Here is a 24,348-nt window from a genome sequence, read left to right as displayed (position 1 = left end):
TAACCCAAACCTACTCAAAAGGAACACCATGACTAACCCACAGGACGCTAGGGAAACCCTCCTTCCCGCGTATTTCGGCGAGTTCGGCGGACAGTTTGTCCCCGAGTCTCTCATTCCCGCACTCGACCAACTCGAGAAGGCCTTCGTCGAAGCGCAAAACGATCCCGCCTTCCGCAAAGAACTGTCAGGCTATCTTCGTGACTATCTTGGCCGTCCCACCCCTCTCACCGAGGCAACCAAGCTCGGTGGAAAGGCACGTATTTTCCTCAAGAGGGAGGACCTCGTCCACGGCGGCGCCCACAAGACCAACCAGGTGATTGGCCAAGCGCTCTTGGCCAAGCGCATGGGAAAGACCCGCATTATCGCTGAGACCGGTGCGGGCCAGCACGGGACCGCGACTTCGCTTGCCTGCGCGCTGCTCGATCTTGAATGCGTCATCTACATGGGCGCTAAAGACGTCGAGAGGCAACAGCCCAATGTCTACCGCATGGAGCTCATGGGCGCGAAGGTCATTCCGGTGGACTCCGGATCTGGCACCCTCAAAGATGCCGTTAATGAGGCGCTGCGCGATTGGACCGCAACGTTCCACGAATCCCACTACCTTCTCGGCACCGCTGCCGGCCCCCATCCTTTCCCCACGATTGTCCGCGAGTTCCACAGGGTGATTTCCGAAGAAGCCAAGGCCCAAATGCTTGAGCGCACGGGCGGGCTTCCCGACGTGGTCGTCGCCTGCGTCGGCGGCGGCTCCAATGCCATCGGCATGTTCGCGGATTTCATCGACGAGGAGTCGGTCGAGCTCGTCGGCGCCGAGCCTGGGGGAGAGGGCCTCGATTCCGGACACCACGGTGCCACGATCAACAATGGCACCATCGGAATTCTCCACGGCGCCCGCTCCTACCTCATGCGCAATGCCGACGGTCAAGTTGAGGAGTCCTATTCCATCTCCGCTGGCCTCGATTACCCCGGCGTCGGTCCACAGCATGCTCACCTGGCGCAGACGGGCCGCGCCACCTATGTCGGCATCACCGACGCGGAGGCACTTGAAGCGTTCCAAATCCTTAGCCGCCGCGAGGGCATCATTCCCGCCCTTGAATCCTCACACGCCCTGGCCTATGCGCTTAAGCGCAAAGATGAGGACATCACCATTATCGTTTCCCTTTCCGGGCGCGGCGACAAAGACATCGACCACGTCCGCCGCACCCTCGACGCGCACCCCGAATTCAAGATCACGGAGGACAAGTAATGAGCCGATACGAGAAACTCTTCTCCAACCTTGCCGCCCGCAATGAAGGGGCCTTCGTTCCCTTCATCATGTTGAGCGACCCCGACCCGGACACTGCCCTCGACATCGTTCGCGCGGCCGTCGCCGGCGGGGCCGACGCACTCGAGCTCGGCGTCCCCTTTTCGGACCCTGTTGCCGATGGTCCCACCATTCAGGCCTCACACATCCGCGCGCTTGAAGGAGGGGCAACGGTTGATTCCGCCATCGCCCAAATCCGCCAGATTCGAGCCGAATTCCCAGACCTTCCGATTGGCATGCTCATCTATGGCAATGTTCCCTTCACTCGTGGGTTGGAGACCTTCTACTCCGAGTTTCAAGAAGCGGGTGCTGATAGCATCTTGCTTCCCGATGTCCCCGTCCGCGAAGGCGCACCTTTCGTCGCCGCCGCCGACAAGGCCGGCATTGACCCGATCTTCATCGCCCCGGCACAAGCCTCGGAGCAGACCCTCCAGGGCGTGGCTCAATACTCGAGGGGCTACATTTACGCAATCTCGCGCGATGGCGTCACCGGCACCGAGAAGGAATCGGAAACCCGCGGGCTCGTTGATGTAGTGAACAACGTGAAACGCTTCGGCGGGGCACCGATTCTCCTTGGCTTCGGAATCTCAACCCCTCAGCATGTCGCCGATGCCATCTCCGCTGGCGCAGCTGGGGCCATCACCGGATCTGCTTTAACGAAGATTGTCGACGCTCACCTCGACGAGAACAACAAGCCCACCGACGGACTCGCCTCTGCAGTCACCGACTTCGTATCCAAGATGAAGGCTGCTACCAAGCGTGCCGTTGGCTAAGCGCTTTCCCGAACAATCCTGACCCACCTCAGCCTCTTCCATCACGTCGTGCGCCACCACGCATCACGATGGAAGGGGTCGTTTCACGTGAAACAGCGCGTGTTCCATATGCACAAGCCCATCGGCTACCGTCGTTGTAGCCAGCAATCACTAATAATGCCGCCTTCTGTGCCTTCCAAAGCCTCCTTAATTCCCTAATCCCCAACAGCGATAGTCTCTTGGCCCTCAGAAGGGGACATCATCGGATGCGTTCGAGTAGCGATCCGCCGGGTCCGTCCTGTCGAAGACTTCGACCAACTCTCCGCCATCAAGCTCAACCTTCAAGGCTTTGGCCTCTTCGTGCATCTTCCGCCGGTGAGCAATGACATCTTCCGCGACGGTTCGTGCCCACACCTTAGACGCCGGGGCCAGAGGACCGGTTGCTTCAGTCACCGCCCAGGTGCCGTCCTCAAACAACCAGACAACATCACCAGTAACTGGGTCCAGGATATAGAAAGCCCGTCCGTCAGTTTTCATGTTGTGGTGGTGCTGGCAAAGGGCAACCAAATTAGACGGGTGCGTAGGGCCACCATCGGCATAGTTAATCCTGTGGTCCAATTGGCATGTCCACGCCGGTCGATTACAGCCAGGCGCCCGACAGGTCCCGTCGCGCCCCTCGACATACTTTCGCGTGACATCTGAGGGCTGGTAGCCTTCGCACGGTTCTGGTGCTTCACTAAAGTCTCTCGTCACAGTCCTCGACGCTGGGACTCCTTCACCGGTCCAGCCGTGTCCCTGAACAAAGACCGGCGCTCCCTCCACGTCAGTGGCTTTGAATTCATGCACAACGACTTTTCCAGCCTCCGGCTGAATCTTGCCCGTAATGAGGAGAACTAAGGCATCCGCCATTGAGACGTCATGCTCCTTTGCGGCCAGCTTGATTGTCTCGTGGATTACGACGCCGACGTTACTATCGACCTCTAACTCGATCGAGGCACGTTCTCCCCGGGTGAGGAGTGAATACCGATTCTTCTTCCGCTTATCCCGAAACGCGATTGAATCATCCAAGACCTTAGCAATGTCGCGTACCTTGCGCCGAATCTTTTCTGCGCTGGGAAAGACCTGGTTGGGTTTAGTCGGTGTTAGCCACGCCGCCAATTGACTATCGATCTCTGAGATAACTGAAGCAATAGGGTTGCCCAGCTTTGCCAGTACTTGATCAATAGCAACCAAGGCTTGCATATCGAGTACGTATTCAGAGTCTTGCATCGCCTTCACCTTCGGCAATTCACTGAGACGAATAAGCCCCATGACATTCCGCGCCACATGTGCCGGAGACTTTCCCGTCTTTTGACCAAGGGTCATAAATGCAGTGTCTGAATCTGCGTCGAGCGGTGGCTGGACACGTGACCAAAACTCATACTCTATTCTTCGCATGAGTTGACCCGCCATACATTCTGGATCATGCGGGTTTGAGTGAGAAAAATACGCAGTAGGTACCGAGGTTGAAGAATTTGTTGTGATTCCCATGGGGAGCTGCATCCCTAAATTAGCCGGATAACTGCTTCCCCCACTCCCACCTTTAGAATACATGTTCTAAGCTCGTCCCACAAGAGTCATCTCGGTTTTCGTCGGAGCTTTTGGGAGCTCCTTGCACGACCGAGCGGCCCGCGACGTCGGCAACCAGGCATACAAAAATCCCCCTCCCGCGGCCAACTTTCCAGTTGATTGGTCTAGACGTATAGACCAGAAATGGAACGCAAGCTAGGGGAGGGGGAAGCTTTCAGGGTTTCACGTGAAACCTAAGCTTGAAACCTAAGCTCTGCTGAGCTCCTCGTCGGCAGCAGAGGCGTCGGCCTCGGCCTCCAACCCATCAATTTTATTGCGAGCGAAACGGTCAACAATCATGGCGATAGCGCCGTCGCCAGTAACGTTCGCGGCCGTACCCACGGAATCGATAGCGATGTAAGCGGCAATCATCAGTGCCACCATCGAATCATCAAAGCCCATATTGGATTGCAACAGACCAACGGCAACCATCACGGCACCGCCCGGAACACCGGGGGCCGCGATCATCATGATTCCAAGAAGCAGGATGAAGCCCAAGGCCTTACCCAAATCTGCTTCCATACCATCAGCCATGTACACAATCGCGAAGGCGTACAACGTCAGCTTGATCATCGAACCAGAAAGGTGGATGGTCGCACAGAGGGGGATAACGAAGCCAGCAACGGGCTTGGAAATGCCGTTCTTCAACGCGGCGTCCAACGTCACCGGAATCGTCGCCGCCGAAGAGGAAGTACCCAACGCGGTGAAGTAGGCCGGTGCCATGTTCTTCAATGCGCGGAATGGATTCTTACCCGCAATTGCGCCGGCGATGATGTATTGAAGCACGAGGTAAACCAGCGTCATAAGGACCGCAAGCAAAAGAACCTTGGCGAAGGCAACCAGCACCGTCCCGATGTTGCCATTCATGCCCAAGGAGAGGAACATGCCAAAGATATAGAACGGCAGGAGGGGAATCACAAAGCCCCAGATCACCTTGATGACGACGTTCTCAAATTCTTTAGTAATCGCGTAAAGATTGTCGGATTTCACAGTGGTCATCGCCACGCCAACGCAGAAGGACAACAGCAGCGCCGTCATAACTTCGAATGGAGCCGGCATCTCAACGGTGAAGTAGGGCTCGAGCGCTCCGGCATCGATGTCAGCAACATCAGTGTTGAGCGTCTGCCCACCAAGCAACGTGGGGTACAGGACCTGGGTCAAACCGTAGGCAACGAGGCCTGCCACGATAGTGGAACCATATGCAATCCCGGCAGTAATACCCAGCCACTTGCCGGCGCCGCGCCCGAGGCCCGCGATTGCCGGTGCCACGAGAGCAAGAATGAGAATGGGGATGAAGAAGCCAAGGAAGTTCGAGAACAGTCCGTTGTATGTTGCGAAGGCCCTGCCGAACCATTCCGGCGCAAATTGGCTAACTATGATGCCCAAGACTATCGCTACGAGGATCTTGAACAGCAGAGAGTTGAGAACACTCTTGAATGTCATGATTGAGTCTTTTCTATGGTTGATACCACTACGAGTTTCTCGCCCGGCGATAAACGCTTATTTATCTACCAAGCGACACGAAATGTATATTACAGCACGAAACGAATAAATTGAACCAGCTTTCTCGCTAGCTAGGAGGCGGGATAGACTTAGACGCATGCTCGTAGTCGGAATCATCTTCCTCGTCCTTGCCGCGGTCCTCATCATCGTCGGCGGCCTTGCCACACTCCGTAAACTCCCCGGCAACAGTGTTGTTGGATTGCGCCTCGCAGAGATCCGCAAAACCCGGGAGGCATGGGACAACGCCCACGCTCTTGCGGGCCCGTTCTGGTTCCTGGGAGGGATCGCTCTCGTTTTCGGTGGCGTTATCGCGCTTCGCGCTGAAGGTTGGATGTGGCTAATCCCCGCACTCACAGCCGTCGTAGCTGTCCTCGCGCTCTCCATCGGCTCCAACATGGGTGCCCGCGCGGCCTACCTGTGGGACCAAGCCCATAAAGACGACGATGGTTGCGGCGATTCCTGCAACTGTGGCGACGGCGGCTGCGGGGGAGAGGCGCCGGCTGTCGACGTCTCCGCGATCCGTGCCGCAGCACAACACGCCGATAAAACGGGCCGAGACTAGAGCGGCTTTTTCAGCACAGTGACGCATTCTGGGCAAACAGAAGTCCCCATATGATTTCATCACAAACTATATTTTAGGTGGCCAGCTCAACACCGGGTAGACCCGATGATTGGTGTGGCCACCTTTCTTTGTCCTGTGCGAGCACTGAGAGCTAAACATCAATTGCGTGGGAACACGGCAGTGTGACGTGACAACAGGAGTCGGGCGGCGCACGATCGTGTTCATGACCAAGAGCACCAAAACTAAAGCGCTACGGCTCGTCGCTGCAACAGCGCTCAGCCTCAGCATCCTCGGCGCGGGGGCCACGTATGCACTCGCCGGAGAACGTCGCGGAGCACACAACGAAGCTGGGACGATCTATAGCGATGTCGGCACATCATACGGTGCCTACGATTTCAGCGGCAGCAGGGAAGAGGAGCTTCCCGTGTGGGACGGCAAACTTAGCTAACAGCACATTGTCCTCTCCCTACACAGCCAACGAATCAGATAGAGTAATCCACATGACTACGTGTTCACGCCGCCTTTTCCTGCTCGGTACTGCGACCACCTTTGCTGGGGCCTACCTCGCCGCCTGCGGTAAGGAACCTTCCGCGGAAGTCGCAGCGACGGAAATCCCCGTTGGCTCCGCCATCATTGTAGACAAGGTGATCTTCGCTCAACCCACCGAGGGAGAGTTCAAAGCATATTCGCAGACCTGCCCGCACCAGGGTTCCCTCATCACGAAGATTGAAGGCTTGACCGCCACGTGCACGAGCCACTACTCAAGCTTTGACCTCAGCAGCGGCGAAGTCACCGGCGGCCCCAGCCCTAAACCGCTCACTGAGTACGGAGTGGAAAATAACGGGGGAACAGTCAAAAACGTCTCCGCCTAATGGATATCCCCGGAGACTCAGGGGGGTTTGAAAAGATGTTTCACGTGAAACCGTGAGGGGCGTCTAGACTCTCTTCTATGATTGAGCGCCTAAAAAGACTCGACCCCCTCATCGTCCTCATCCTGTGCGCCGTCGCAATTGCTATTGCTTTTCCCGCGCGGGGAAGCTTTGCAGACAGCTTCGATGTCCTCACGAATATAGCGATCGCCCTTCTCTTCTTCCTCTACGGCGCCCGACTCTCAACGCGCGAAGCCATCAACGGGATCAAACACTGGAAGCTCCACCTCACTATTCTGGCGTTTACCTTTGTGGTCTACCCAATCATCGGCCTCGCACTGCGCCCGCTCACCGCGTTCATCCCAAACGATCTTTACTTGGGAATTCTCTACCTCACGCTTGTACCGTCCACAGTGCAATCGTCGGTAGCCTTTACTTCAATCGCCCGCGGAAACGTCCCAGGAGCAATCGTCTCCGCGTCTGCGTCAAACCTCGCTGGAGTTTTGCTTACACCATTGCTAGTCATGGCGCTGATGGGCGCAGGAAACGGAATCCATATCGATAGCTCTGTTTTCTTTGAGATTTCTGTTCTTCTGCTCCTACCTTTCGTGCTCGGCCAGCTCACCAGAAAATGGGTGGGCAAACTCGCAGCAAGCAAAGCCACGAAAGTGGTGGACCGAGGCTCCATCGCGATGGTCGTCTATGCGGCCTTTTCTAAGGGAATGGTGGACGGGATTTGGGCGTCGATTAGCGTATGGCAAATCCTATTCCAGATTGCCTTTTCCGCCGCGCTTGTCTTCTTCATGCTCTGGCTCACCAAGGTGGTCAGCCAGAAGCTGGGGTTCGACAGGGAAGACACCATTGCTATTCAGTTCTGCGGGTCAAAGAAATCCCTAGCCACCGGATTGCCCATGGCCTCGGTGATCTTTGCCTCCGGCGGCACCTCATTGGGGCTGCTCATCCTTCCCCTCATGATTTACCATCAGGTCCAATTGATGATCTGCGCGTCTATGGCGGCACGCTACGCCCGGGTAGAGTGAGAGCACATGAAAAAGCTTTATGTTCGCACCACCATGACCATCCCGGAGGTCGGCACCGCCACACACATCGCGGAGCTTGAGGAAATCAACGCTGAGGCCTGCTCCATGCTGCGCATGATCGCCCTCGCTCCGAATGACTCCATCGTCGGCGCTGCAACACCGGAGACCTCAGTGGGCAATGCCGAGGTCCCACAGCGCGTGGTTCCACACCCCGACACCTACGACGCATTCCCCGACATCAACGCCGAGCTTATCGACGCCTTCCAGTTCCACTCCTTGTGGACAGAGGCCATCGCCCTCTACGGGGACTTTTAAAGCACCACGTTCACCGACAGCATGTACACGGCGGTGCCTCCGAAGATGGACAAGCCGGAGTTGCGGCGCCACAGATGCAGCAGGGCAGTAGCCGCGGCGCCTACAAGGGGAGCCACAAAGCTTCCCGTGTCTTGGGTCTGACTAAACAAGGTGTAAACCACCAGGACCGTCATCACGCCCACGGGCATAGTGAAGCCCAGCATGCTAATGAATTGGCTATCCTTTAGGGCCTTCACAAAGGCGAAGGGAAGCCAGCGCAAAACAACCGTCACCACCCCGACGGGGATAAGCACGGCGAGGATGCTGAGCAGGGTTACTCCAGCTGGCATTAGGATTCCCTGCGTCGAATCATCGCGCTGTCGACACGCGGGGAGAGGTAGCGCACCACCAGGAGCAGGAAGTAGGCGCTCAGCGCCACCATGAGTAGCTGCCCTGGAAACAGACAGCCCGCGAGGACACCCAGGACCGCCGCGGACAGGGGAAGCGAGTAATCCTTGTTGTTCTGGAAGGAATCAATCGCTAGGACAATGAACAAGGCGACGAGGGCGAAATCCAGCCCCTTCACCGAGGGCGGAATAGCCTGGCCTGCCAGCGCACCAATGATGCCCGAGACAACCCACAGCACCTGGCAGAAAAGCTGCACGGTGAAGACAAATGCACCACTCGGGCGCGAGCCGCGGGGAAAGGCGGAGAGGACGGCATAGGATTCGTCGGTCAGCGCGTACGTGGAATAGGCGCGGCCGAAACGATTCCGAATCTCATCGCGCGGAAAGGTTAACCCGTAGAAGATGTGGCGGAAGTTCACCATGAAACCCGTCACCGCGGCAACGGCGGGCGTCACGCCGCCGGTCACCATGGAAATGGCGAGGAACTCCATCGAACCAGCGTAAATAACGATAGAAAAGATGGGGGTCCACCACCAGTCGAAACCGGTCTGGACCATGAGCACGCCGAAGGCGAGGCCAAGCGGCACCACCCCCACGGCGATGGGCATGCAGGTCCGTATTGCCTTGATGATCTCCGCACGCATGGCAGAGATGTTAGCGCAGAGGGTGGAGAGGAACTCTAATTATCTTCATCGATATAGCGCGGGAAGGTGGCAAACAACGGCAGGGGCATGGCTTGGCGGCGCATGACATCTGACCACGTATCTGTCGATCCGGAGGAGACCACGTCCTGGGGCAGCGCAGGGGCCACGTACCACTCACCGCGATCGATTTCCTCATCGAGTTCGCCCGGTCCCCACTCGAAATGACCGGCGAAAAAGCGCATACCTTCCACCAGTTCGGTGACGGCATCGGGACCCACGCGCAGATCGACGAGTGCCACCCGTGGGGCGAGGCGGCTCAACGAAGGCTGTTTCTCGATGTCGACGCCCTGTTTGGTCAGCGCCACGCCGATGGCCGCCTGCTGGTCGTGCGGGCCGCCGATGTAAAGGGCCTGCGGCTTAGCCACCACGGGCAGCCACTCCGGCATGACGTTGAAGACCGCGACCTCGGAGCGCTTAGTCAGATCCACGCCATACGTACGCCCGGCATGTTGCTCGGTGATGAGGATGACGGAGCGATTGTACTGGGGCGCGAGGACGTCGGGAGCCGCCACGAGGAGCTGGCCAGGGGCGGGATCATTGCGCTCGAGGGCGTTGAAAAGTCTGTCTGCGTACATCCCTATCTAGAATTCCACCACTCGCGCAGCTTCGCAATAGCAACTTCGCGCTCCAAGGGGCCTTCTTCGAGGCGCAGCTCCTTGAGGTAAGACCAGGCCTTGCCTACCTCCGGGCCGGGTTCAAGGCCGAGGATCTCCATGATCTCGTTGCCGTCGAGATCAGGGCGTACGCGAGCGAGGTCTTCCTTGGCCGCGATATCCGCGATGCGTTCCTCCAGCTGATCGTAGGTGCGCTGGAGGCGGCGGGCCTTGCGCTCATTGCGGGTGGTGCAATCGGCGCGCACAAGTTTGTGCAGGCGCGGGAGAAGATCGCCGGCATCGGTGACATAGCGGCGCACGGCGGAATCGGTCCACTGGCCATCGCCGAAACCGTGGAAACGCATGTGCAGGTAGACCAGCTGGCCGATGTCTTCGGTCGTGGCCTTGGGGAATTTCAGCTTGCGCAGGCGCTTGCGGGTGAGCTTCGCACCAACAACCTCGTGGTGGTGGAAGCTGACCTTGCCGTCGGTGGTGTCGCGGGTATCCGGCTTGCCAATGTCATGGAGCAGGGCAGCCCACCGAAGAATGAGATCGGGACCGTCTTCCTCCTGCTCCATGGCCTGCCGAAGTACAGTCAGCGAGTGCGCGTACACGTCCTTGTGCTGCGCGTGCTCGTCGGGAGCCATGCGCAAAGCCGGGATCTCCGGAAAAACATAATCAGCAATCCCGGAATCAACAAGCAGGTCAATACCCTTCCACGGCGCGACACCGCAGATGAGCTTGTTGAGCTCCACCTGCACGCGCTCCACGGTGATGCGCTGGATTTCAGCGGCCATGTCCTTCATGGCATCGCGCACGCGCTGGGCGACGTCAAACTCCAACTGCGCCGCGAATCGCGCAGCGCGGAGCATGCGAAGAGGATCATCGTGGAAGGAAATCTCCGGCGCATCCGGGGTATCGAGGATGCGATTCGCCAGGTCATCGAGTCCGCCCATCGGATCGTGGAATTCGCGGGTACCGTCCGGGCGCAGCTCGATGGCCATGGCGTTGACCTTGAAATCGCGGCGCACGAGATCGCCCTCGAGCGTGTCGCCGTAGACCACCTCGGGGTTGCGGGAATCGCCGTCGTAGCTATCAGAGCGGAAGGTGGTGATCTCAATCTGCTGGCCCTTATAAGCCGCCGAGACAGTACCGAAGTCGATGCCGGTATCCCACACGGTTTCCGCCCACTCCTCCAGAATCGAATACACCACGTCGGGCCGGGCCGGGGTGGTGAAGTCGAGATCATTGCCCAGGCGGCCGAGCAGGGCATCGCGGACGGAGCCGCCGACGAGGTAGAGGGGGGCGTCGTGAAGCGCGAAGCGTTCCACCAGGCCACTGAGGAGGCCACTGAGCTGGGCGACGGTGGCGTCCGCGCGAGCAAGAACGCCGATTAGCTGAGTGTCCTGAAAGTTCACGGATCGAAGTCTACTACGATTAGCAGGGATGACTAAGAACACGCCAGGGTCCAAGCGCCGCCGCCGGCGGGGCGCGGGCCACCGGAACCACCGCACGGGACGCCCCCAGCGCACGTCCACCAACCGCATGACCACGCGGGATGAGACGTCCGCAGGCGGACTCGTCGTGTCCGGATTGGCGGAGGCCGTCGACGAAGACGGCAACGTCGACCTGTCCCAAATCTATGTGGCACTCATCGGCAGGTTGGACCGCCGCGGGCGCCTGCTGTGGTCCATGCCGAAGGGCCATGTGGAAAACGGCGAGGCCAAGGAACTCACCGCCGAGCGCGAAGTATGGGAGGAAACCGGAATCCACGGCAAGGTCTTCGCGGACCTGGGCATGATTGATTATTGGTTCGTCTCCGATGGCGTGCGCATTCACAAGACCGTGCACCACCACCTGCTGCGTTTCGTGGACGGCATCATGAATGACGAGGACCCGGAGGTCACCGAGGTGTCCTGGATCCCGGTCTCCGAGCTCATCGAGCACCTTGCCTATGCGGACGAGCGCAAGCTGGCCCGCATCGCCCACGACCTCCTCCCTGATCTCGCGCGAAAGGAAGCTGCCGCAGGAAAGGCGACTCCGCGGTGAGTTGGCGCGCAGCGGTTGCCATCACGGCGCTGGCGGTGGGCTGCGCCGTCCCCGTGGCCCAGGCACAAACTCCCGACGCCGAGAGCAACGACTCCCACTATTGGCTCGGCTCCCGCGGCCCCGATGAGCTCGAACTCAGCTTGCTCAGCGCGACGGAGGCGCGAGTAGGTGAGACGCTTAAAGTCCAGCTGCGCATCCACAACCCAACCGAGAGCGCCGTTGATGACTTGCAAATAACCTCCCGACGCAGCAATGCTGTGAACTCCACGACGGAGGCCCGCCAAGAGCTCGCTGCGGGATCCTTTCCTTATTATGGGGCTTCGCTCGGCGCAGGAGCACTGGAGCCGGGGGAGAGCCGCGACGTAACCGTGGAGGTCCCCACCGCGTTGGGAGATGACTCCACGCTGGCCATCACCGATCCCGGCGCCTACCCACTGCTGTTTACGCTCACCGGCACCCGCGACGGCCAGGCCGCGAGCTTTGCGGAAGAGCGGACCATCCTGGATTTCAGAGGCGAAAATCAGGATCCGACGCCCAACGCAGAAGACGACAGCAAACACGAGTTCTCACTGATCTATCCCGTGACCGCCCAGGTCGACGTCGTGCCGGGAGATACCGGCGGCGAGGAGCTCATCTTAGAAAGCGAGCAGCTCGCTGAACAGCTCTCACCGGGCGGGCGCCTCGATCAGCTGCTCGACGCCTACCTGCAGCATGATCTGCACGGTTCAGGCTGCGTGGCCCTGGACCCCGCGCTTGTCGACGCCGCCGACCGCATGTCCGCCGGCTACACCGTCAACGAGACCCGCCCCTCTACTGCCAAACACCCCACGCGCCTGCGCGATTCCTGGTTTAGCAGCGCCGATTCCGATCGCGGCAAGCCGGGAGCGGGTGCCCAAGACGCCGCCGCATGGCTGGAGAAACTGAAGAAGGTGGACTGCCGCATGCTCATGCCGTGGGCTAACGCAGACACCGATGCCGTGTCCCAGGTAGGAAACGAGTGGCTCACCCACGAGGCCGTCGAACAGGGCGCAGACACCATCGAGCGCGTCCTCGGCGCCCCGCTCAGCACGCCACTGACCGCACCGGCCTCAGGGACAAGCGAGCACGCGATGCCCGTCCCGCTGCTGGTGGCGGATAATTCCGAGTGGGCCGGCAAGGCCGCCACCTTTGATGCCTCCCTCGGAGCCCTCTTGGCCCAGACCGGTTCCAAGCCGCAGACCACTGGGTACTCCAACCCGGAGCTGCGCTACGACTTTTCGATGGATTCAGAGCAGGCGAGGGCGCTGACGGCGGGGGCGTCGATAAGCGTGGCGTCCGCGCAAGAGGAGACCGTGGCCAAGCTGCCGAACTTCCAGGACCCTGCCGCCGCGCGCGCGGTGATGGAAGCAGCGCAGCGCCTGCTCAATTCCGGGCGCCTCGAGCCCCGTCCCGTTGCCGCGCTGCCCATCGAGCCCGGCAGCGGCAACCCCGGAAGTCCCTACCCAGATCCCGCAGCCTTCCACGACGCCGAGATCACACAGGTAACACAGCAGGCCCGCTATACCGATGAGCTGATGTCCATCATGGTCAACGATCCCGGTATCGCCATGACGCGCTATAACTTCACGGCACCCCTGCGCCGCGATCTCCTCACGGCGCTCAGCGCTACCGACCGCTCCAGCCTCCACGGTTTTCCATCCTCGGTGGAGCAGAGCCGCTCTCGGCTGGAGAAAAACGCGGATATGCTCCGCGAGCTTCGCGCTTCCGTGGCGCTCATCCCACCGGGCAACGTCTTTACCCGCGTTTCAGAGTCATCACCGCTGCTCATCGTGGCGGAGAACGGCCTGCCGCTGCCTGTCGACGCCCACCTAGCCTACGACGCCCCCGACGGCGCCACGTTGAACACGCAGGACTTGATTCACATCCCAGCCAAGGGATCTATTACCGTGTCCATGACCGCTGACCTGCCCAGCAACGTTGACCAGATGTCGCTGCGCCTATGGCTTGCAACACCATCTGAGCACCTCATTTCGGATCCAATCGATATCACGGTGCAGACGCGTGCCGGTATCGTTAGCGTCTATGGAGTCGGCGCAATCGCCGCGCTCGCCCTCATCCTAGCTGCCCTGTTCCGTCTGGGTAAGCGGAAGAAAAAGAAGTCTCACGGATAGTTTTCTCAATGACACATGAACCTAAGTCTGGTGCCCGCCGACGCATTGTCACGCCTTCGCCGCCGGCGCCGGTACCGGAAAAGCGCGCGCCGAGTGGCGTCGTTGCTGTCGACGACGAACTCGAGGACCGCTCGGGACTGAAGGGCAAGGCAGCCGCTGCCTCGAGTGAGCCCTCCGGCGAAAAGAACTCCGACGGCGCCGTCGTTCGCGCAACCGGCTCCATGGCCATTGCGACGATGATTTCCCGCATCACGGGATTCATCCGCAACGTGCTCATCGGCTCGTCGCTCGGCCCGGCTATTTCCTCCGCCTTCACCACGGCGAACCAGCTGCCCAACCTCATCACGGAGATCGTGCTGGGCGCGGTGCTGACTTCGCTCGTCGTGCCCGTGTTGGTGCGCGCGGAAAAGGAAGACGCTGACCGTGGCGAGGACTTTGTCCGGCGCCTCTTCACGCTGGCCTTCTCCCTGCTGGCCACGATCACGGTGCTTTCCTGCATCTTTGCCCCGCAGTTAACGCGCATGATGTTGCCGGAGGACGGCGAGGTCAATGCCGTGCAGGCCACCTCCTTTGCCTACTTGCTGCTGCCGCAGATCTTCTTCTACGGGCTTTTCGCGCTCTTCCAAGCGGTGCTCAACACCAAGAGCATCTTTGGGCCAGGCGCGTGGGCACCGGTGGTCAATAACATCATCTCGATTACGGTGCTCGTGGCCTACCAGCTGCTGCCGGGCAGCTTGCATCCCGATGCGCCTTCGCCGATCACGGACCGGCACGTGCTGCTCCTAGCCCTAGGCACCACGGCCGGTGTGGTGGTGCAATGCCTCATCCTTTTCCCTTATCTCAAGAAGGCGGGCATTAACCTCAAGCCGCTGTGGGGCCTAGATGACCGCCTCAAGCAGTTCGGCGGCATGGCCATGGCCATCGTGGCCTACGTGGCGGTTTCCCAGCTGGGTTACGTCATCACTTCCCGCGTGGCGGCCCATGCTGACAAAGAAGCGCCGTTTATCTACCAGCAGGCATGGCTTCTCCTGCAGGTGCCCTATGGCGTCATTGGCGTCACGCTGCTCACCGCAATTATGCCGCGCCTGTCCCGCAACGCCGCGGACGGTGACGTCAAGGCCGTGGTTCGGGATCTCACGCTGGGCACGAAGCTGACGTTTATCGCCCTGATTCCCATCGTCATCTTCATGACGGGATTCGGCATCCCGATCGCCCGCGGCCTTTTCCAATACGGCGCCTTCAACGCCAAGGCGGCCGAGGTACTCGGCCTCACGCTAAGCTTCTCTGCCTTTACCCTCATCCCATACGCCCTCGTGCTGCTGCACCTGCGCGTCTTCTACGCCCGCGAAGAAGCGTGGACGCCGACGTTTATCATCGCCGGCATCACGCTGACCAAGTCGGTGCTCTCCCTGCTTGCCCCACACGTGGCGGATTCCCCCGACCGCGTGGTCGTCCTTCTGGGCACTGCCAACGGCTTCGGCTTCGTGGCCGGCGCGGTGATCGGCGGCTTCCTGCTCAAGCGAAAGCTGGGCAGCCTGGGTGGCCGCGCGGTTATCGCGACGACTATCTGGTCAGTACTGGCCTCCCTCGTGGGCCTCGTGGTGGCCTTCGTCATCAATTACGTCATCAACCTCGTGCTCCCGGAGCAGGTGCCGCCGTTCGTGTACCTGCTGAAGCTTGCCGTGGCGGGCCTCATCTTCGTGGCTGTTACCGGCATCGTGCTTTCGCGCTCGGGTTTGCCGGAAGTCATCAACCTTGGCCGCCAGCTGCAGCGCATCCCCGGCATGTCCCGCATCATCAAGATCGAGCATGCCGAGGCCATCGAGGTCGAGGCCCCAGAGCAGCTGGAGATCCAGCCGATCTTCAGCGTGGATGCCTTCAACTCCTCGCCGGTACCGCCGCCGATGTCCGCCGGTATTGTCCGCGGGCCACGCTTGGTGCCGGGCGCACCGGTATCCGATGGCCGCTTCCGCCTCCTCAAGGACTACGGCTCTGCCGCGGGTACCCGCTTCTGGAAGGCCCGCGAGCAGGCCACCGGCCGCCTGGTATCGCTGACATTCGTGGACACCACGGGCGAGGCTCCGATGGCACCGGCCACCCCGGCGGTAGCCGCCCGCCGCTCCGCCGAAGTCTCCCGCGCCACGCGCCGCCTGGCTGAGATGGAACTGGATGCCATGGCGGAGAACATCGACATCCTGTCCTACCGCCAGGGCTGCCTCGTCGTGGCGGACTGGGTGGAGGGCACCTCCCTGAAGACGGTCTCGGAGGATGAGGACCTCGATCCGCGCGCCGTCGCCCACGCCTTAGTCCCGCTGGTGCGCACCACGGCTGCTGCCCACGCGGCGGGCCTCGTGCTGGGAATTGAGAACCGCAACCGCATCCGCATTTCCACTGAGGGCATTGCCACCCTGGCCTTCCCCGCGGTGCTGCACAGCAACGATGAGGAGACTGACCGCTCGGCGCTGGCCTCCGCCATCTCGCTCCTCGTGGAGTCCACCAGTCCGACACCGGAGGTGCTACAGGAGATTGCTGCCGACGCCGAGGAGGGCCAGGACTCCGATCTCGAGGACATCGCCAACCGCTTGGCGGCCTTCGCCGGCGATGGCGACGAGGGCGAGGAGACCCTCCAGATTCCAGTCGAGGAGACCCCGCGCAAGGAGGACCCGAGCCCCGCACCGGGCTTCGGCGGCCGCGGTTACTCTGGCTCCGGCATCATCGTCCTAGGCGCGCTGGCCACCCTCTTCGTCGTGGCAATGGCCGCGCTCAGCGTGTGGATCCTGTCTCATGTGGGAAATGAAAAGACTTCCCCAGTGGTGACGAAGAGCGAATCGACGACTGAAACCTCATTCCCCAACGTGCCGCCGGTGCTCCTGAAGGACGTCAAGACCACCTCCGTTCCGGAGGGCAAGGAAGTATCTGGTTCATGGTCCACGAAGAAGGCAGACACTGGACTCCTGCTCAGCATTGACAAGCCCACGCAACTCCGCGCGCTACCGCTTCAGCAGAGCAAGTCCACCGGCGCCAAGTACGAAGTCTATGGCGTTAATACCAAAGATTTTGACCCCACGGATCCTGACTCCGGCAAGCTCACCGAGCTCGCACACGGCACGCTAACCAACGCGCGCCAAGACATCGAGCTCAAGGAGAAGCCCGTGGCCTTCGACGGCGCCCTCATCGTCTTCACCGACATGCCCAAGTCCGGCTCCGTCACACTGAAGGAGGCCACCCTGGTGGGCATCCCAACCAACTAACCCACCACCTCACGCATTTCCCCAGACCTCGATCCCGAAACTCCCTGCTCGCTGACTCAGACGCGCCACGCGCTTGACGACGCCCACCTGCAGGTTTCGGGTAGCAGGTCTGGGGCTTCAGTGTTCTTGCAATTTCTTCCCTTGACAGATAAGTGAAGGAGCGTATAATTCTTGTTGTCACGTCAACAATCTAGAGAAACCTAGAAGAAACGAGGAACCCATGACTATCACCGCAGGAACGTACGCACTGGACCCGGCACACACCACTATCGGCTTTGTTGCCCGCCACGCCATGATCACCAAGGTGCGCGGCAACTTCAACGAGTTCGAAGGCACCCTGACCGTAGGGGAGAACATTACTGACTCCGCCGCCACCGCCACGGTGAAGACGGCGTCCATCGATACCAAGAACGCTGATCGCGATGCACACGTAAAGAATGAGGACTTCTTCGACGTAGAGAAGTTCCCGGAGATGACCTTCACCGCGACCAAGTTCGACGTTAACGACGAGGGTGAGGGCACCGTCACCGGTGACCTCACCATCAAGGGCACCACCAAGTCCGTTGATTTCAAGGTAGAAGAGACCGGCGTGGCCGAGGATCCCTTCGGCAACACCCGCCTTGGCTTCGAGGCTAAGACCTCCATTAACCGCACCGACTTCGGCATCGACTTCAACGCTCCGCTGAAGACCGGCGGCGTGCTCGTCTCCGAGGAGATCAAGATCGAGCTCGAGGTTTCTGCCATCAAGCAGTAGGCCGTCAGGCGTGATACCTCGCCTTGAGAAGTAGTTTTTAGTTGTTGCCCGTAGTGCCCATTTCGGCACTACGGGCAACAACTTTTTGACGACTAAGGCGCCACAACCGAGTAATAAACAACTCCGGGCAGCTTACCTGTGATACGCACCGCAGCGACGTTTAAGATGTAGCGCATGACTACCGCAAACCTCACCCATGCAGAAGCCACCGCCCGCAGCACCGCGCTGCGTTTGAGCACCTACGATCTGCACCTCGACGTCACGAGCGCGCCAACCGACGCCGACTCCTACGAGGTCACCTCACGTATTACGTTCACCACCACTAAGCCCGAGACCTTCGTGGATTACTTGGGCAAGGCCGTGCACGCAGTGCGCGTCAACGACAAGGAGGTGGAGAACACCTTCGACGGTGGACGGGTCTACCTGAGCAACCTTCCAGTGGGGGAGGAACTCACCGTGGAGATCACCGGCTCCTCCTATTACTCCCGCACCGGCCAGGGCCTGCACCGCATGCACGACCAGGCCGATGACACCACCTACCTCTACTCGCACCTCGAGCCATCCGATGCCCGCCGCATCTTCCCCTGCTTTGACCAGCCGGATCTCAAGGCCAGCTACGAGGTGCACCTCACCGGCCCGGAAGGCTGGCAGCTGCTCAGCAATCAACCGGAGATCAGCCGCGAGAAGACGGATAGCGGGGAAGTGGCACACTTCGCGCCGACCCCTCTGCTGTCGACGTATTTGACGGCGTTTGCGGCGGGGCCGTACGTCGAGAAGCACAGCACCTGGACCGCCCCCGATGGCTCCTTGGAAGTGGAGCTGCGCGCCTTTGCCCGCGCCTCCATGGCCGAATACCTGGATGATGAAATCCTGCAGGTCACAGCACAAGGCATGGACTTCTTCCACAGCAGTTTTGGCTACCCGTACCCGTGGGGCAAGTATGATTCCATCTTCGTTCCGGAATACAACCTGGGCGCCATGGAGAACCCCGGCCTCGTGACCTTTACGGAGCACTACCTCTTCCGTTCCGCCGCCACCCGCGCGCAGCATGCCGGGCGCACGAATACCATCCTGCACGAGATGTCTCACATGTGGTTCGGTGACCTGGTCACCCCGCAGTGGTGGGATGACCTGTGGCTCAAGGAGTCCTTCGCGGAGTTCATGGGCGCGGATTCCTCGGTGCACGCCACCGAATACACCGAGGCGTGGGTCAACTTCGCCGGCCAGCGCAAGAACTGGGCCTACCTGCAGGATCAGCTGCCCACCACGCACCCGATCAAGGCCGAGATCCCGGACGTGGATGCCGCGCGCCAGAACTTCGACGGCATTACGTATGCCAAGGGTGCGGCGGTGCTCAAGCAGCTGGTGCACTACGTGGGCCGGGAGAACTTCTACGCCGGCGCGCGCGACTACTTCCAGAAGCACGCCTTTGCTGCCGCCACCTTCGACGACCTCCTCAAGGCCCTGAAGAAGCACACCGACCGCGACCTGGACGCCTGGTCCACAGCCTGGCTTCGCACGTGGGGCCCGGATACGCTCACCCCGGAGCTGCACACGGACGGCGATAAGATCCACGAGCTCGCCATCGCTGTCGAGGCCGAGGACACCACGCGCCCGCACCGCCTCAACGTGGCACTCTTCGATGACTCCCTGAACAAATACGCCACCCTCGACGTCGATCTGGAGGCCGAGCGCACCATCCTTGACGAGGTATCCGGCCTCCAGGCCCCTGCATTGCTGCTGCTTAACGACGCCGACCACACCTACGCCAAGGTCCGCTTCGACGAGACCTCCCTGGACACCATCCGCACGCGCCTGTCTGAAGTTCCGGATGAGCTTTCCCGCGCGGTCATCTGGACTTCCCTGTGGAATCTCACCCGCGATGGCGAGTGGCCGGTACGCTCTTACCTGGACACGGTGCTCAACCACGCCCCGGCGGAGTCCAACCCCACGCTTCTGACCACAGCCTTTGCCAATGCCCGCTATGCCATCGACCACTTCGTGAGCGAGGATGACCGCGAAGAGATTCGCGCCGATTATGCCGAGCGCCTCTGGGAGGTTCTGCAGCAGGCGCCGGCAGGCTCCGATGCGCAGCTCACCGTCGCCCGCGCCGCCATCCAGGCCTTCGCGGCCAACCCAGCAGAATCCGGCACGCCACGTCTGCGCGCGCTTTACGACGGCTCCCTCGACGGCCTCGCCCTCGACCCGGACATCCGCTGGGCCATCCTCCGCGCCTTGGCCGCCCGCGATGCCGTGAACTCCGATGAGCTGGAGGCGGAGAAGGAGCGCGATAACACGCTCACCGGTGCCGCCGCCTACCTGGGCGCCTCCCACGCTTTCCCATCTGCCGAGCTCAAGCGCGAAGTCTTCGATCTCGTACGCACGCCGGGTAAGTACTCCAACGCGGAGGTGGATTCCCTGCTCGCGGCGTTTAACGCCCCGTGCTCGGCCCACCTCACCGAGGCCTTTGCCCAGGAGTATTTCGACTCTCTGGCGAAGCTCTGGGAGGAGCACCCCATCGAGATTGCTAACCGCCTCGTGCGCGGGCTTTACCCGGATCTCGCGATGGCCGACGCCGCCACCAGCGAGTTCCTGAGCAGCGAACGCCCTCGGGCGCTGCGCCGCGTGCTGCTGGAATGCCAGGATGCGCTGCGTCGCGCGCAACGCGTGCGTGCGGCGCAGTAGACGCGGCGCGTAGCGGACTGCAGAATCTTCCCGTAAACTCACAAGCACATTAACGGGGGACAATCACACACCATCGGCTTCGGCCAAGGGACTGTGTTGACCCATGTGTCATTGCTCAAGTTTCCGGGGGGATTCTTCTTGTCAGCTCAGCCGACCGATCGTGAACTCGTCGACGCCTTCATTGGCGGAGATACTAAGGCCTTTTCGGCAATCGTCGAGAAGCACCGTGCGCGCCTGACGGCCATGGCGCGGCGCTATACGCGCAACGATGATGATGCGCAGGACATCGTGCAGGAGGCACTGCTCAAGGCCAGCTGCAACATGGCCTCCTACCGGCACGATGCCACGCTGAGCACATGGCTGCACAGGCTGGTGATGAACTCCGGCTATGACTTCCTCAACCATCGCTCCAACCGGGAGAACGCCTCCCTGGATGCAGAGATCATTGAGGATGACCGCAACTACGCACTCGCGCACAATCCCAGTGAGAACTTGGCGGAACGCATCACGGTGGCCCAAGCGATGGAGACGTTGCGCCAGGACCAGCGAGAAGCGCTGTACCTGACCGACGTAGCAGGCTATCCCATCGATGCGGTGGCCAAAGTGCAGGGCGTTGCGCCAGGCACGGTGAAATCGCGGCGAGCCCGGGCTCGGCAAGTGCTGCGTGCGGCGATAGACTGAGGCCGAGTAGAATCTGATTCTTGATCGGAATTGTCGTCTCAAGGGAGTTTTTTGTGACCATCCACGATGTCGCCATCGTCGGCTCCGGCCCCGCCGGCTACACCGCAGCACTCTACGCAGCACGTGCCGAGCTCAATCCCATCGTCTTCGAGGGCTTTGAATACGGCGGCGAACTCATGAACACCACCGAGGTGGAGAACTACCCGGGCTTCCAGAAGGGCATCATGGGCCCGGAGCTCATGGAAGAAATGCGCGCCCAGGCCATCCGCTTCGGTGCGGACCTGCGCATGGAGGTTGTCGATTCTGTCGAACTCGAGGGCGAGGTAAAGAAGCTGCACGTCGGTGACGAGGTCTTCGAGGCCCGCACCATCATCCTCGCCACCGGTGCAGCGCCGCGCTACCTGGGCATTCCGGGTGAATCCGAGCTCGCTGGACGCGGCGTGTCCGCCTGCGCCACCTGCGATGGCTTCTTCTTCAAGGGCCACAACATTGCCGTCGTCGGCGGCGGCGATTCCGCCATGGAGGAGGCCACCTTCCTCACCAAGTTCGCCGAAACCGTAACGATCATCCACCGCTCCGAGAACTTCCGTGCCTCCAAGATCATGCTAGAGCGCGCCAAGGAGAACCCACAGATCAAGTGGCTGACCAATACCACCGTTGAGCGCGTCCTGGATAAGGACGGCAAGGTTGGCGGCCTGGAGGTCAAGAACGCCCTAACCGGCGAAACCAGCGAACTCGATGTCACCGCCATGTTTGTGGCGATTGGCCATGACCCGCGCTCCGGCTTCCTCGAGGGCCAGGTGGCCACCAATGAGGCTGGCTACGTTGTCGTGGAGCAGCCTTCGACTAAGACCTCGCTGCCCGGTGTCTTCGCCTGCGGCGACTTGGTGGATGACCACTACCAGCAGGCCATCACCGCGGCTGGCTCCGGCTGCCGCGCGGCCATTGATGCGGAACATTTCCTCGCCGATAACCGTTAATAGTCACATGAGCAACATTAAGAACGTCACTACTGATTCCTTCCGCGCGGACGTCGTGGAGGCAGGCAAGCCCGTCGTCGTGGACTTCTGGGCTGAATGGTGTGGGCCGTGCAAGAAGTTGTCCCCGATTCTCGAAGAGGTCGCCGAAGAACTCGATGATGACGTCTCCGTGGTCAAGGTCAACGTGGACGAGGAGCGCACCCTGGGTGCCATGTTCCAGATCATGTCCATCCCATCCGTGCTGATTTTCAAGAACGGCGAGAAGGTCGATGAGTTCGTCGGCCTGCGTTCCAAGGCCGACATCGTGGCGCAGATAAAGAAACAGCTCTAACTGGTATTCTTTAACTCGTTGATGGCGCACTGCGGTGCGCCTCCTTGATCACGAAAGGGGTAGGTGTGAATCGCGTTTTACGTGTAGGTGACCAGAGCGTTCGGGTCGCCGAAGCACGCGCAACCCTTGCCCGCCTCGGCCTGATGACTGACTACCAGGGGACTTTGTCCGACTGGAAGAAGCAAAAGTACTCCGAAGCCGATAAGCACTTTGATAACAATTTGGCCGAGGTCCTCAAGGCCTTCCAGCAATCCCGCGGCATCGTGCCTAGCGGCGATATTGATGACCTCACTCTGCGCGAGCTGCGCCAGGCTTCCTACACGCTGGGCGCCCGCGTTCTGGCCTATGAACCGGGCAACGTGCAGGTGGGCGATGACGTAGCACAGCTCCAAGAACAACTGCAGGAGCTTGGCTTCTACCAAGAACGCATCGATGGCCATTTCGGTGCCCGCACCTACGCGGCGCTGGCGGAATACCAACTCAACTCTGGCCTGCGCAGTGACGGGATCTGTGGCCCCGCCACCATTAACGCCCTCAACCTGCTGGGTCGGCGTATCACTGGCGGCTCGGCGCACAATATCCAGGAACGCGAACGCGTGCGCAATGCCGGGCCAAAGCTGGCCGGCAAGCGCGTTGTGATCGACCCCAGCCTGGGTGGCCTCAACAAGGGCCGCACGGTCAGGGGACGCTTCGGCAACATCACGGAAGAGGAGATCCTCTGGGACTTGGCCGAGCGTGTTGCCGGGCGCATGATCGCCGCCGGCATGGAGACCATCATCTCCCGCCCGCGCAACGATGACCCATCGATCCGTGACCGCGCAGACATGGCCAATGCATTCGACGCCAACCTGGTTATTTCACTGGCCTGCGATGAATACCCCACGGAGAAGGCCAACGGCGTAGCCACCTTCTACTTTGGGTCGGAATCCGGCAACTCTTCCCTCATCGGTGAGACGCTCTCCGGCTTCATCCAGCGTGAGATCGTTGCCCGTACCGAGCTGGGTAACTGCCGCAACCACGGCCGCACGTGGGCGTTGTTGCGCCTGACGCAGATGCCGGTGGTGCAGGTCGTGCTGGGTTACCTGACCAGCCCCAAGGACGTGGCTATCCTTACCAACCCGGACCGCCGCGATGACATCGCCGAGGCCATCGTCGTCTCCGTCAAGCGCCTCTACCTCTTGGACGAGGATACCGCCGTGACCGGCACCTACCGCTTCGACGAGCTGCTGCGCGCCGAGCGCTCTTCCTAAAGGGCTTAGGCCAAAGCGCGGGCGAGGAGGTCCTCCACCGCGGCTGCGGTCAGCAGGTCGAAAGCCGGTGGAAGCTCGAGGCGCAGGCGCGGGGTAATAGGGTGATCGCGCACCACCATGAAACCGGCGGACTCCAGCGTCTCCACAGGTAATAGGCCTATGCGAGCGGGTTTCTCGCGGAGGAGCTCTTCGGCCTGGCGGGCATCACGAAAGCCAAAGGCCTCAACGGCGCTAGCCTCGCGTGAGGTGAGGTGCATGATGGTGGCGTCGAGAAGCACTGCTTCCAAGCCCTTCGCCGCGCGGTGCGGCTTTACAAATAGCGAAGTCACCAGGACCGCATCCTCCGAGACGGGGGAAGTGGGCAGCTTGGCCACACCGGGGGCAAGCTCAGGCGGACAGAAGAGGAGCGTGGCCTCATCGCCCACGGTAAAACCGCACTCGCCGCAGCGCAGCAGGGTGGCGCTGATCCATGCCTCCTTTTCAAATGCAGGGTCAGCGACCGTGGTTTTCAGCTCCCAAAAAATAGATCGGGCCGCCAAGGGGTTGATAGCAACACCTTCCTTGACGGCCTGAACGAGCATGGCG

23 protein-coding genes are annotated in these 24,348 nt (G+C 60.8%); 16 read left to right on the top strand and 7 right to left on the bottom strand.

Going from position 1 to position 24,348, the window contains the following annotated elements; translation table 11 throughout:
- The first annotated feature begins 28 nt into the window (after positions 1–28).
- Together trpB and trpA are read left to right on the top strand one after the other, a co-directional pair.
- Positions 29–1,243 carry a tryptophan synthase subunit beta gene (gene trpB / locus HMPREF2912_RS05615; RefSeq protein WP_070683522.1) on the top strand — a complete coding sequence of 405 codons (1,215 nt, stop codon included), beginning with the start codon at positions 29–31 and terminating at the stop codon, positions 1,241–1,243.
- Positions 1,243–2,073, top strand: coding sequence for a tryptophan synthase subunit alpha (gene trpA, locus HMPREF2912_RS05610; RefSeq protein WP_070563645.1), 831 nt, complete (start codon positions 1,243–1,245; stop codon positions 2,071–2,073). Before trpB ends, trpA begins: the two co-directional genes overlap by 1 nt.
- A 225-nt stretch (positions 2,074–2,298) precedes the next feature.
- On the opposite strand, the gene HMPREF2912_RS05605 is transcribed toward trpA, so the two are convergent.
- A complete protein-coding gene (locus tag HMPREF2912_RS05605) occupies positions 2,299–3,417 on the bottom strand; it encodes an HNH endonuclease signature motif containing protein (RefSeq protein ID WP_230307929.1) in 1,119 nt (372 codons plus the stop codon).
- Between the two features lie 450 nt (positions 3,418–3,867).
- The gene (locus tag HMPREF2912_RS05600; protein WP_070683520.1) at positions 3,868–5,103 is read right to left on the bottom strand and encodes a dicarboxylate/amino acid:cation symporter; all 1,236 of its coding nucleotides are present in this window, start codon (positions 5,101–5,103) and stop codon (positions 3,868–3,870) included.
- 157 nt (positions 5,104–5,260) lie between these two features.
- Between HMPREF2912_RS05600 and HMPREF2912_RS05595 the strand changes: the two genes are divergently transcribed.
- The 5 genes from HMPREF2912_RS05595 to HMPREF2912_RS05575 all read left to right on the top strand — a co-directional run bounded on the left by HMPREF2912_RS05595 (position 5,261) and on the right by HMPREF2912_RS05575 (position 7,949).
- Positions 5,261–5,725 (top strand): SdpI family protein, encoded by a 465-nt coding sequence (locus HMPREF2912_RS05595; protein ID WP_070563651.1) that lies wholly within the window; start codon positions 5,261–5,263, stop codon positions 5,723–5,725.
- 223 nt (positions 5,726–5,948) lie between these two features.
- Entirely contained in the window at positions 5,949–6,173 is a 225-nt protein-coding gene (locus tag HMPREF2912_RS05590) for a hypothetical protein (protein ID WP_070563654.1), read from the top strand.
- A gap of 52 nt (positions 6,174–6,225) precedes the next feature.
- Complete coding sequence (locus tag HMPREF2912_RS05585; protein ID WP_070521874.1) at positions 6,226–6,597, top strand: Rieske (2Fe-2S) protein; 372 nt, start codon at positions 6,226–6,228, stop codon at positions 6,595–6,597.
- 77 nt (positions 6,598–6,674) lie between these two features.
- Entirely contained in the window at positions 6,675–7,634 is a 960-nt protein-coding gene (locus HMPREF2912_RS05580) for a bile acid:sodium symporter family protein (protein WP_070683516.1), read from the top strand.
- A 6-nt stretch (positions 7,635–7,640) separates the two neighbouring features.
- Positions 7,641–7,949, top strand: a complete 309-nt coding sequence (locus HMPREF2912_RS05575; protein WP_070521880.1) for a hypothetical protein — start codon at positions 7,641–7,643, stop codon at positions 7,947–7,949.
- Here the strand turns inward: HMPREF2912_RS05575 and HMPREF2912_RS05570 are convergent.
- The 4 genes from HMPREF2912_RS05570 to HMPREF2912_RS05555 are packed head-to-tail and all read right to left on the bottom strand — an operon-like array spanning position 7,946 to position 11,050.
- Entirely contained in the window at positions 7,946–8,278 is a 333-nt protein-coding gene (locus HMPREF2912_RS05570; protein ID WP_070683514.1) for a branched-chain amino acid transporter permease, read from the bottom strand. The genes HMPREF2912_RS05575 and HMPREF2912_RS05570 overlap by 4 nt on opposite strands.
- Positions 8,278–8,979, bottom strand: a complete 702-nt coding sequence (locus HMPREF2912_RS05565) for an AzlC family ABC transporter permease (RefSeq protein ID WP_070683513.1) — start codon at positions 8,977–8,979, stop codon at positions 8,278–8,280. Before HMPREF2912_RS05565 ends, HMPREF2912_RS05570 begins: the two co-directional genes overlap by 1 nt.
- A 35-nt stretch (positions 8,980–9,014) precedes the next feature.
- Positions 9,015–9,614, bottom strand: coding sequence for a YqgE/AlgH family protein (locus tag HMPREF2912_RS05560; protein ID WP_070521889.1), 600 nt, complete (start codon positions 9,612–9,614; stop codon positions 9,015–9,017).
- Between the two features lie 2 nt (positions 9,615–9,616).
- Positions 9,617–11,050: a CCA tRNA nucleotidyltransferase gene (locus HMPREF2912_RS05555; protein WP_070565634.1), complete on the bottom strand. Its 1,434-nt coding sequence runs from the start codon at positions 11,048–11,050 to the stop codon at positions 9,617–9,619.
- A 28-nt stretch (positions 11,051–11,078) separates the two neighbouring features.
- On the opposite strand from HMPREF2912_RS05555, the gene HMPREF2912_RS05550 reads away from it, so the two are divergent.
- From HMPREF2912_RS05550 to HMPREF2912_RS05510, 9 genes are all read left to right on the top strand, one after another.
- Positions 11,079–11,681, top strand: a complete 603-nt coding sequence (locus tag HMPREF2912_RS05550) for an NUDIX hydrolase (protein ID WP_010188049.1) — start codon at positions 11,079–11,081, stop codon at positions 11,679–11,681.
- A complete protein-coding gene (locus HMPREF2912_RS05545) occupies positions 11,678–13,831 on the top strand; it encodes a hypothetical protein (protein ID WP_070683511.1) in 2,154 nt (717 codons plus the stop codon). The genes HMPREF2912_RS05550 and HMPREF2912_RS05545 overlap by 4 nt, the downstream gene beginning before the upstream one ends.
- 8 nt (positions 13,832–13,839) lie before the next feature.
- Positions 13,840–17,082 carry a murein biosynthesis integral membrane protein MurJ gene (gene murJ, locus HMPREF2912_RS05540; RefSeq protein WP_070533611.1) on the top strand — a complete coding sequence of 1,081 codons (3,243 nt, stop codon included), beginning with the start codon at positions 13,840–13,842 and terminating at the stop codon, positions 17,080–17,082.
- Positions 17,083–17,302: 220 nt separating this feature from the next.
- Positions 17,303–17,836 (top strand): YceI family protein, encoded by a 534-nt coding sequence (locus HMPREF2912_RS05535; RefSeq protein WP_070521904.1) that lies wholly within the window; start codon positions 17,303–17,305, stop codon positions 17,834–17,836.
- A 174-nt stretch (positions 17,837–18,010) separates the two neighbouring features.
- Positions 18,011–20,521, top strand: coding sequence for an aminopeptidase N (gene pepN / locus HMPREF2912_RS05530; protein WP_070683509.1), 2,511 nt, complete (start codon positions 18,011–18,013; stop codon positions 20,519–20,521).
- 138 nt (positions 20,522–20,659) lie between these two features.
- Positions 20,660–21,202, top strand: coding sequence for an RNA polymerase sigma factor (locus HMPREF2912_RS05525; RefSeq protein ID WP_070521975.1), 543 nt, complete (start codon positions 20,660–20,662; stop codon positions 21,200–21,202).
- Positions 21,203–21,255: 53 nt separating this feature from the next.
- Complete coding sequence (gene trxB, locus HMPREF2912_RS05520; protein ID WP_070683507.1) at positions 21,256–22,182, top strand: thioredoxin-disulfide reductase; 927 nt, start codon at positions 21,256–21,258, stop codon at positions 22,180–22,182.
- A 7-nt stretch (positions 22,183–22,189) separates the two neighbouring features.
- A complete protein-coding gene (gene trxA / locus HMPREF2912_RS05515; RefSeq protein ID WP_070521914.1) occupies positions 22,190–22,513 on the top strand; it encodes a thioredoxin in 324 nt (107 codons plus the stop codon).
- A gap of 65 nt (positions 22,514–22,578) precedes the next feature.
- Positions 22,579–23,763, top strand: coding sequence for an N-acetylmuramoyl-L-alanine amidase (locus tag HMPREF2912_RS05510; protein ID WP_070521917.1), 1,185 nt, complete (start codon positions 22,579–22,581; stop codon positions 23,761–23,763).
- 5 nt (positions 23,764–23,768) lie between these two features.
- On the opposite strand, the gene HMPREF2912_RS05505 is transcribed toward HMPREF2912_RS05510, so the two are convergent.
- A complete protein-coding gene (locus HMPREF2912_RS05505) occupies positions 23,769–24,344 on the bottom strand; it encodes a hypothetical protein (protein ID WP_070521920.1) in 576 nt (191 codons plus the stop codon).
- Between the last annotated feature and the right edge of the window lie 4 nt (positions 24,345–24,348).

Source organism: Corynebacterium sp. HMSC056E09 (assembly GCF_001813425.1).
GTDB lineage: Bacteria > Actinomycetota > Actinomycetes > Mycobacteriales > Mycobacteriaceae > Corynebacterium > Corynebacterium hesseae.
The sequence above is the reverse complement of the archived record's forward strand: the minus strand, read 5'-3'. Positions and strand labels throughout refer to the sequence as shown.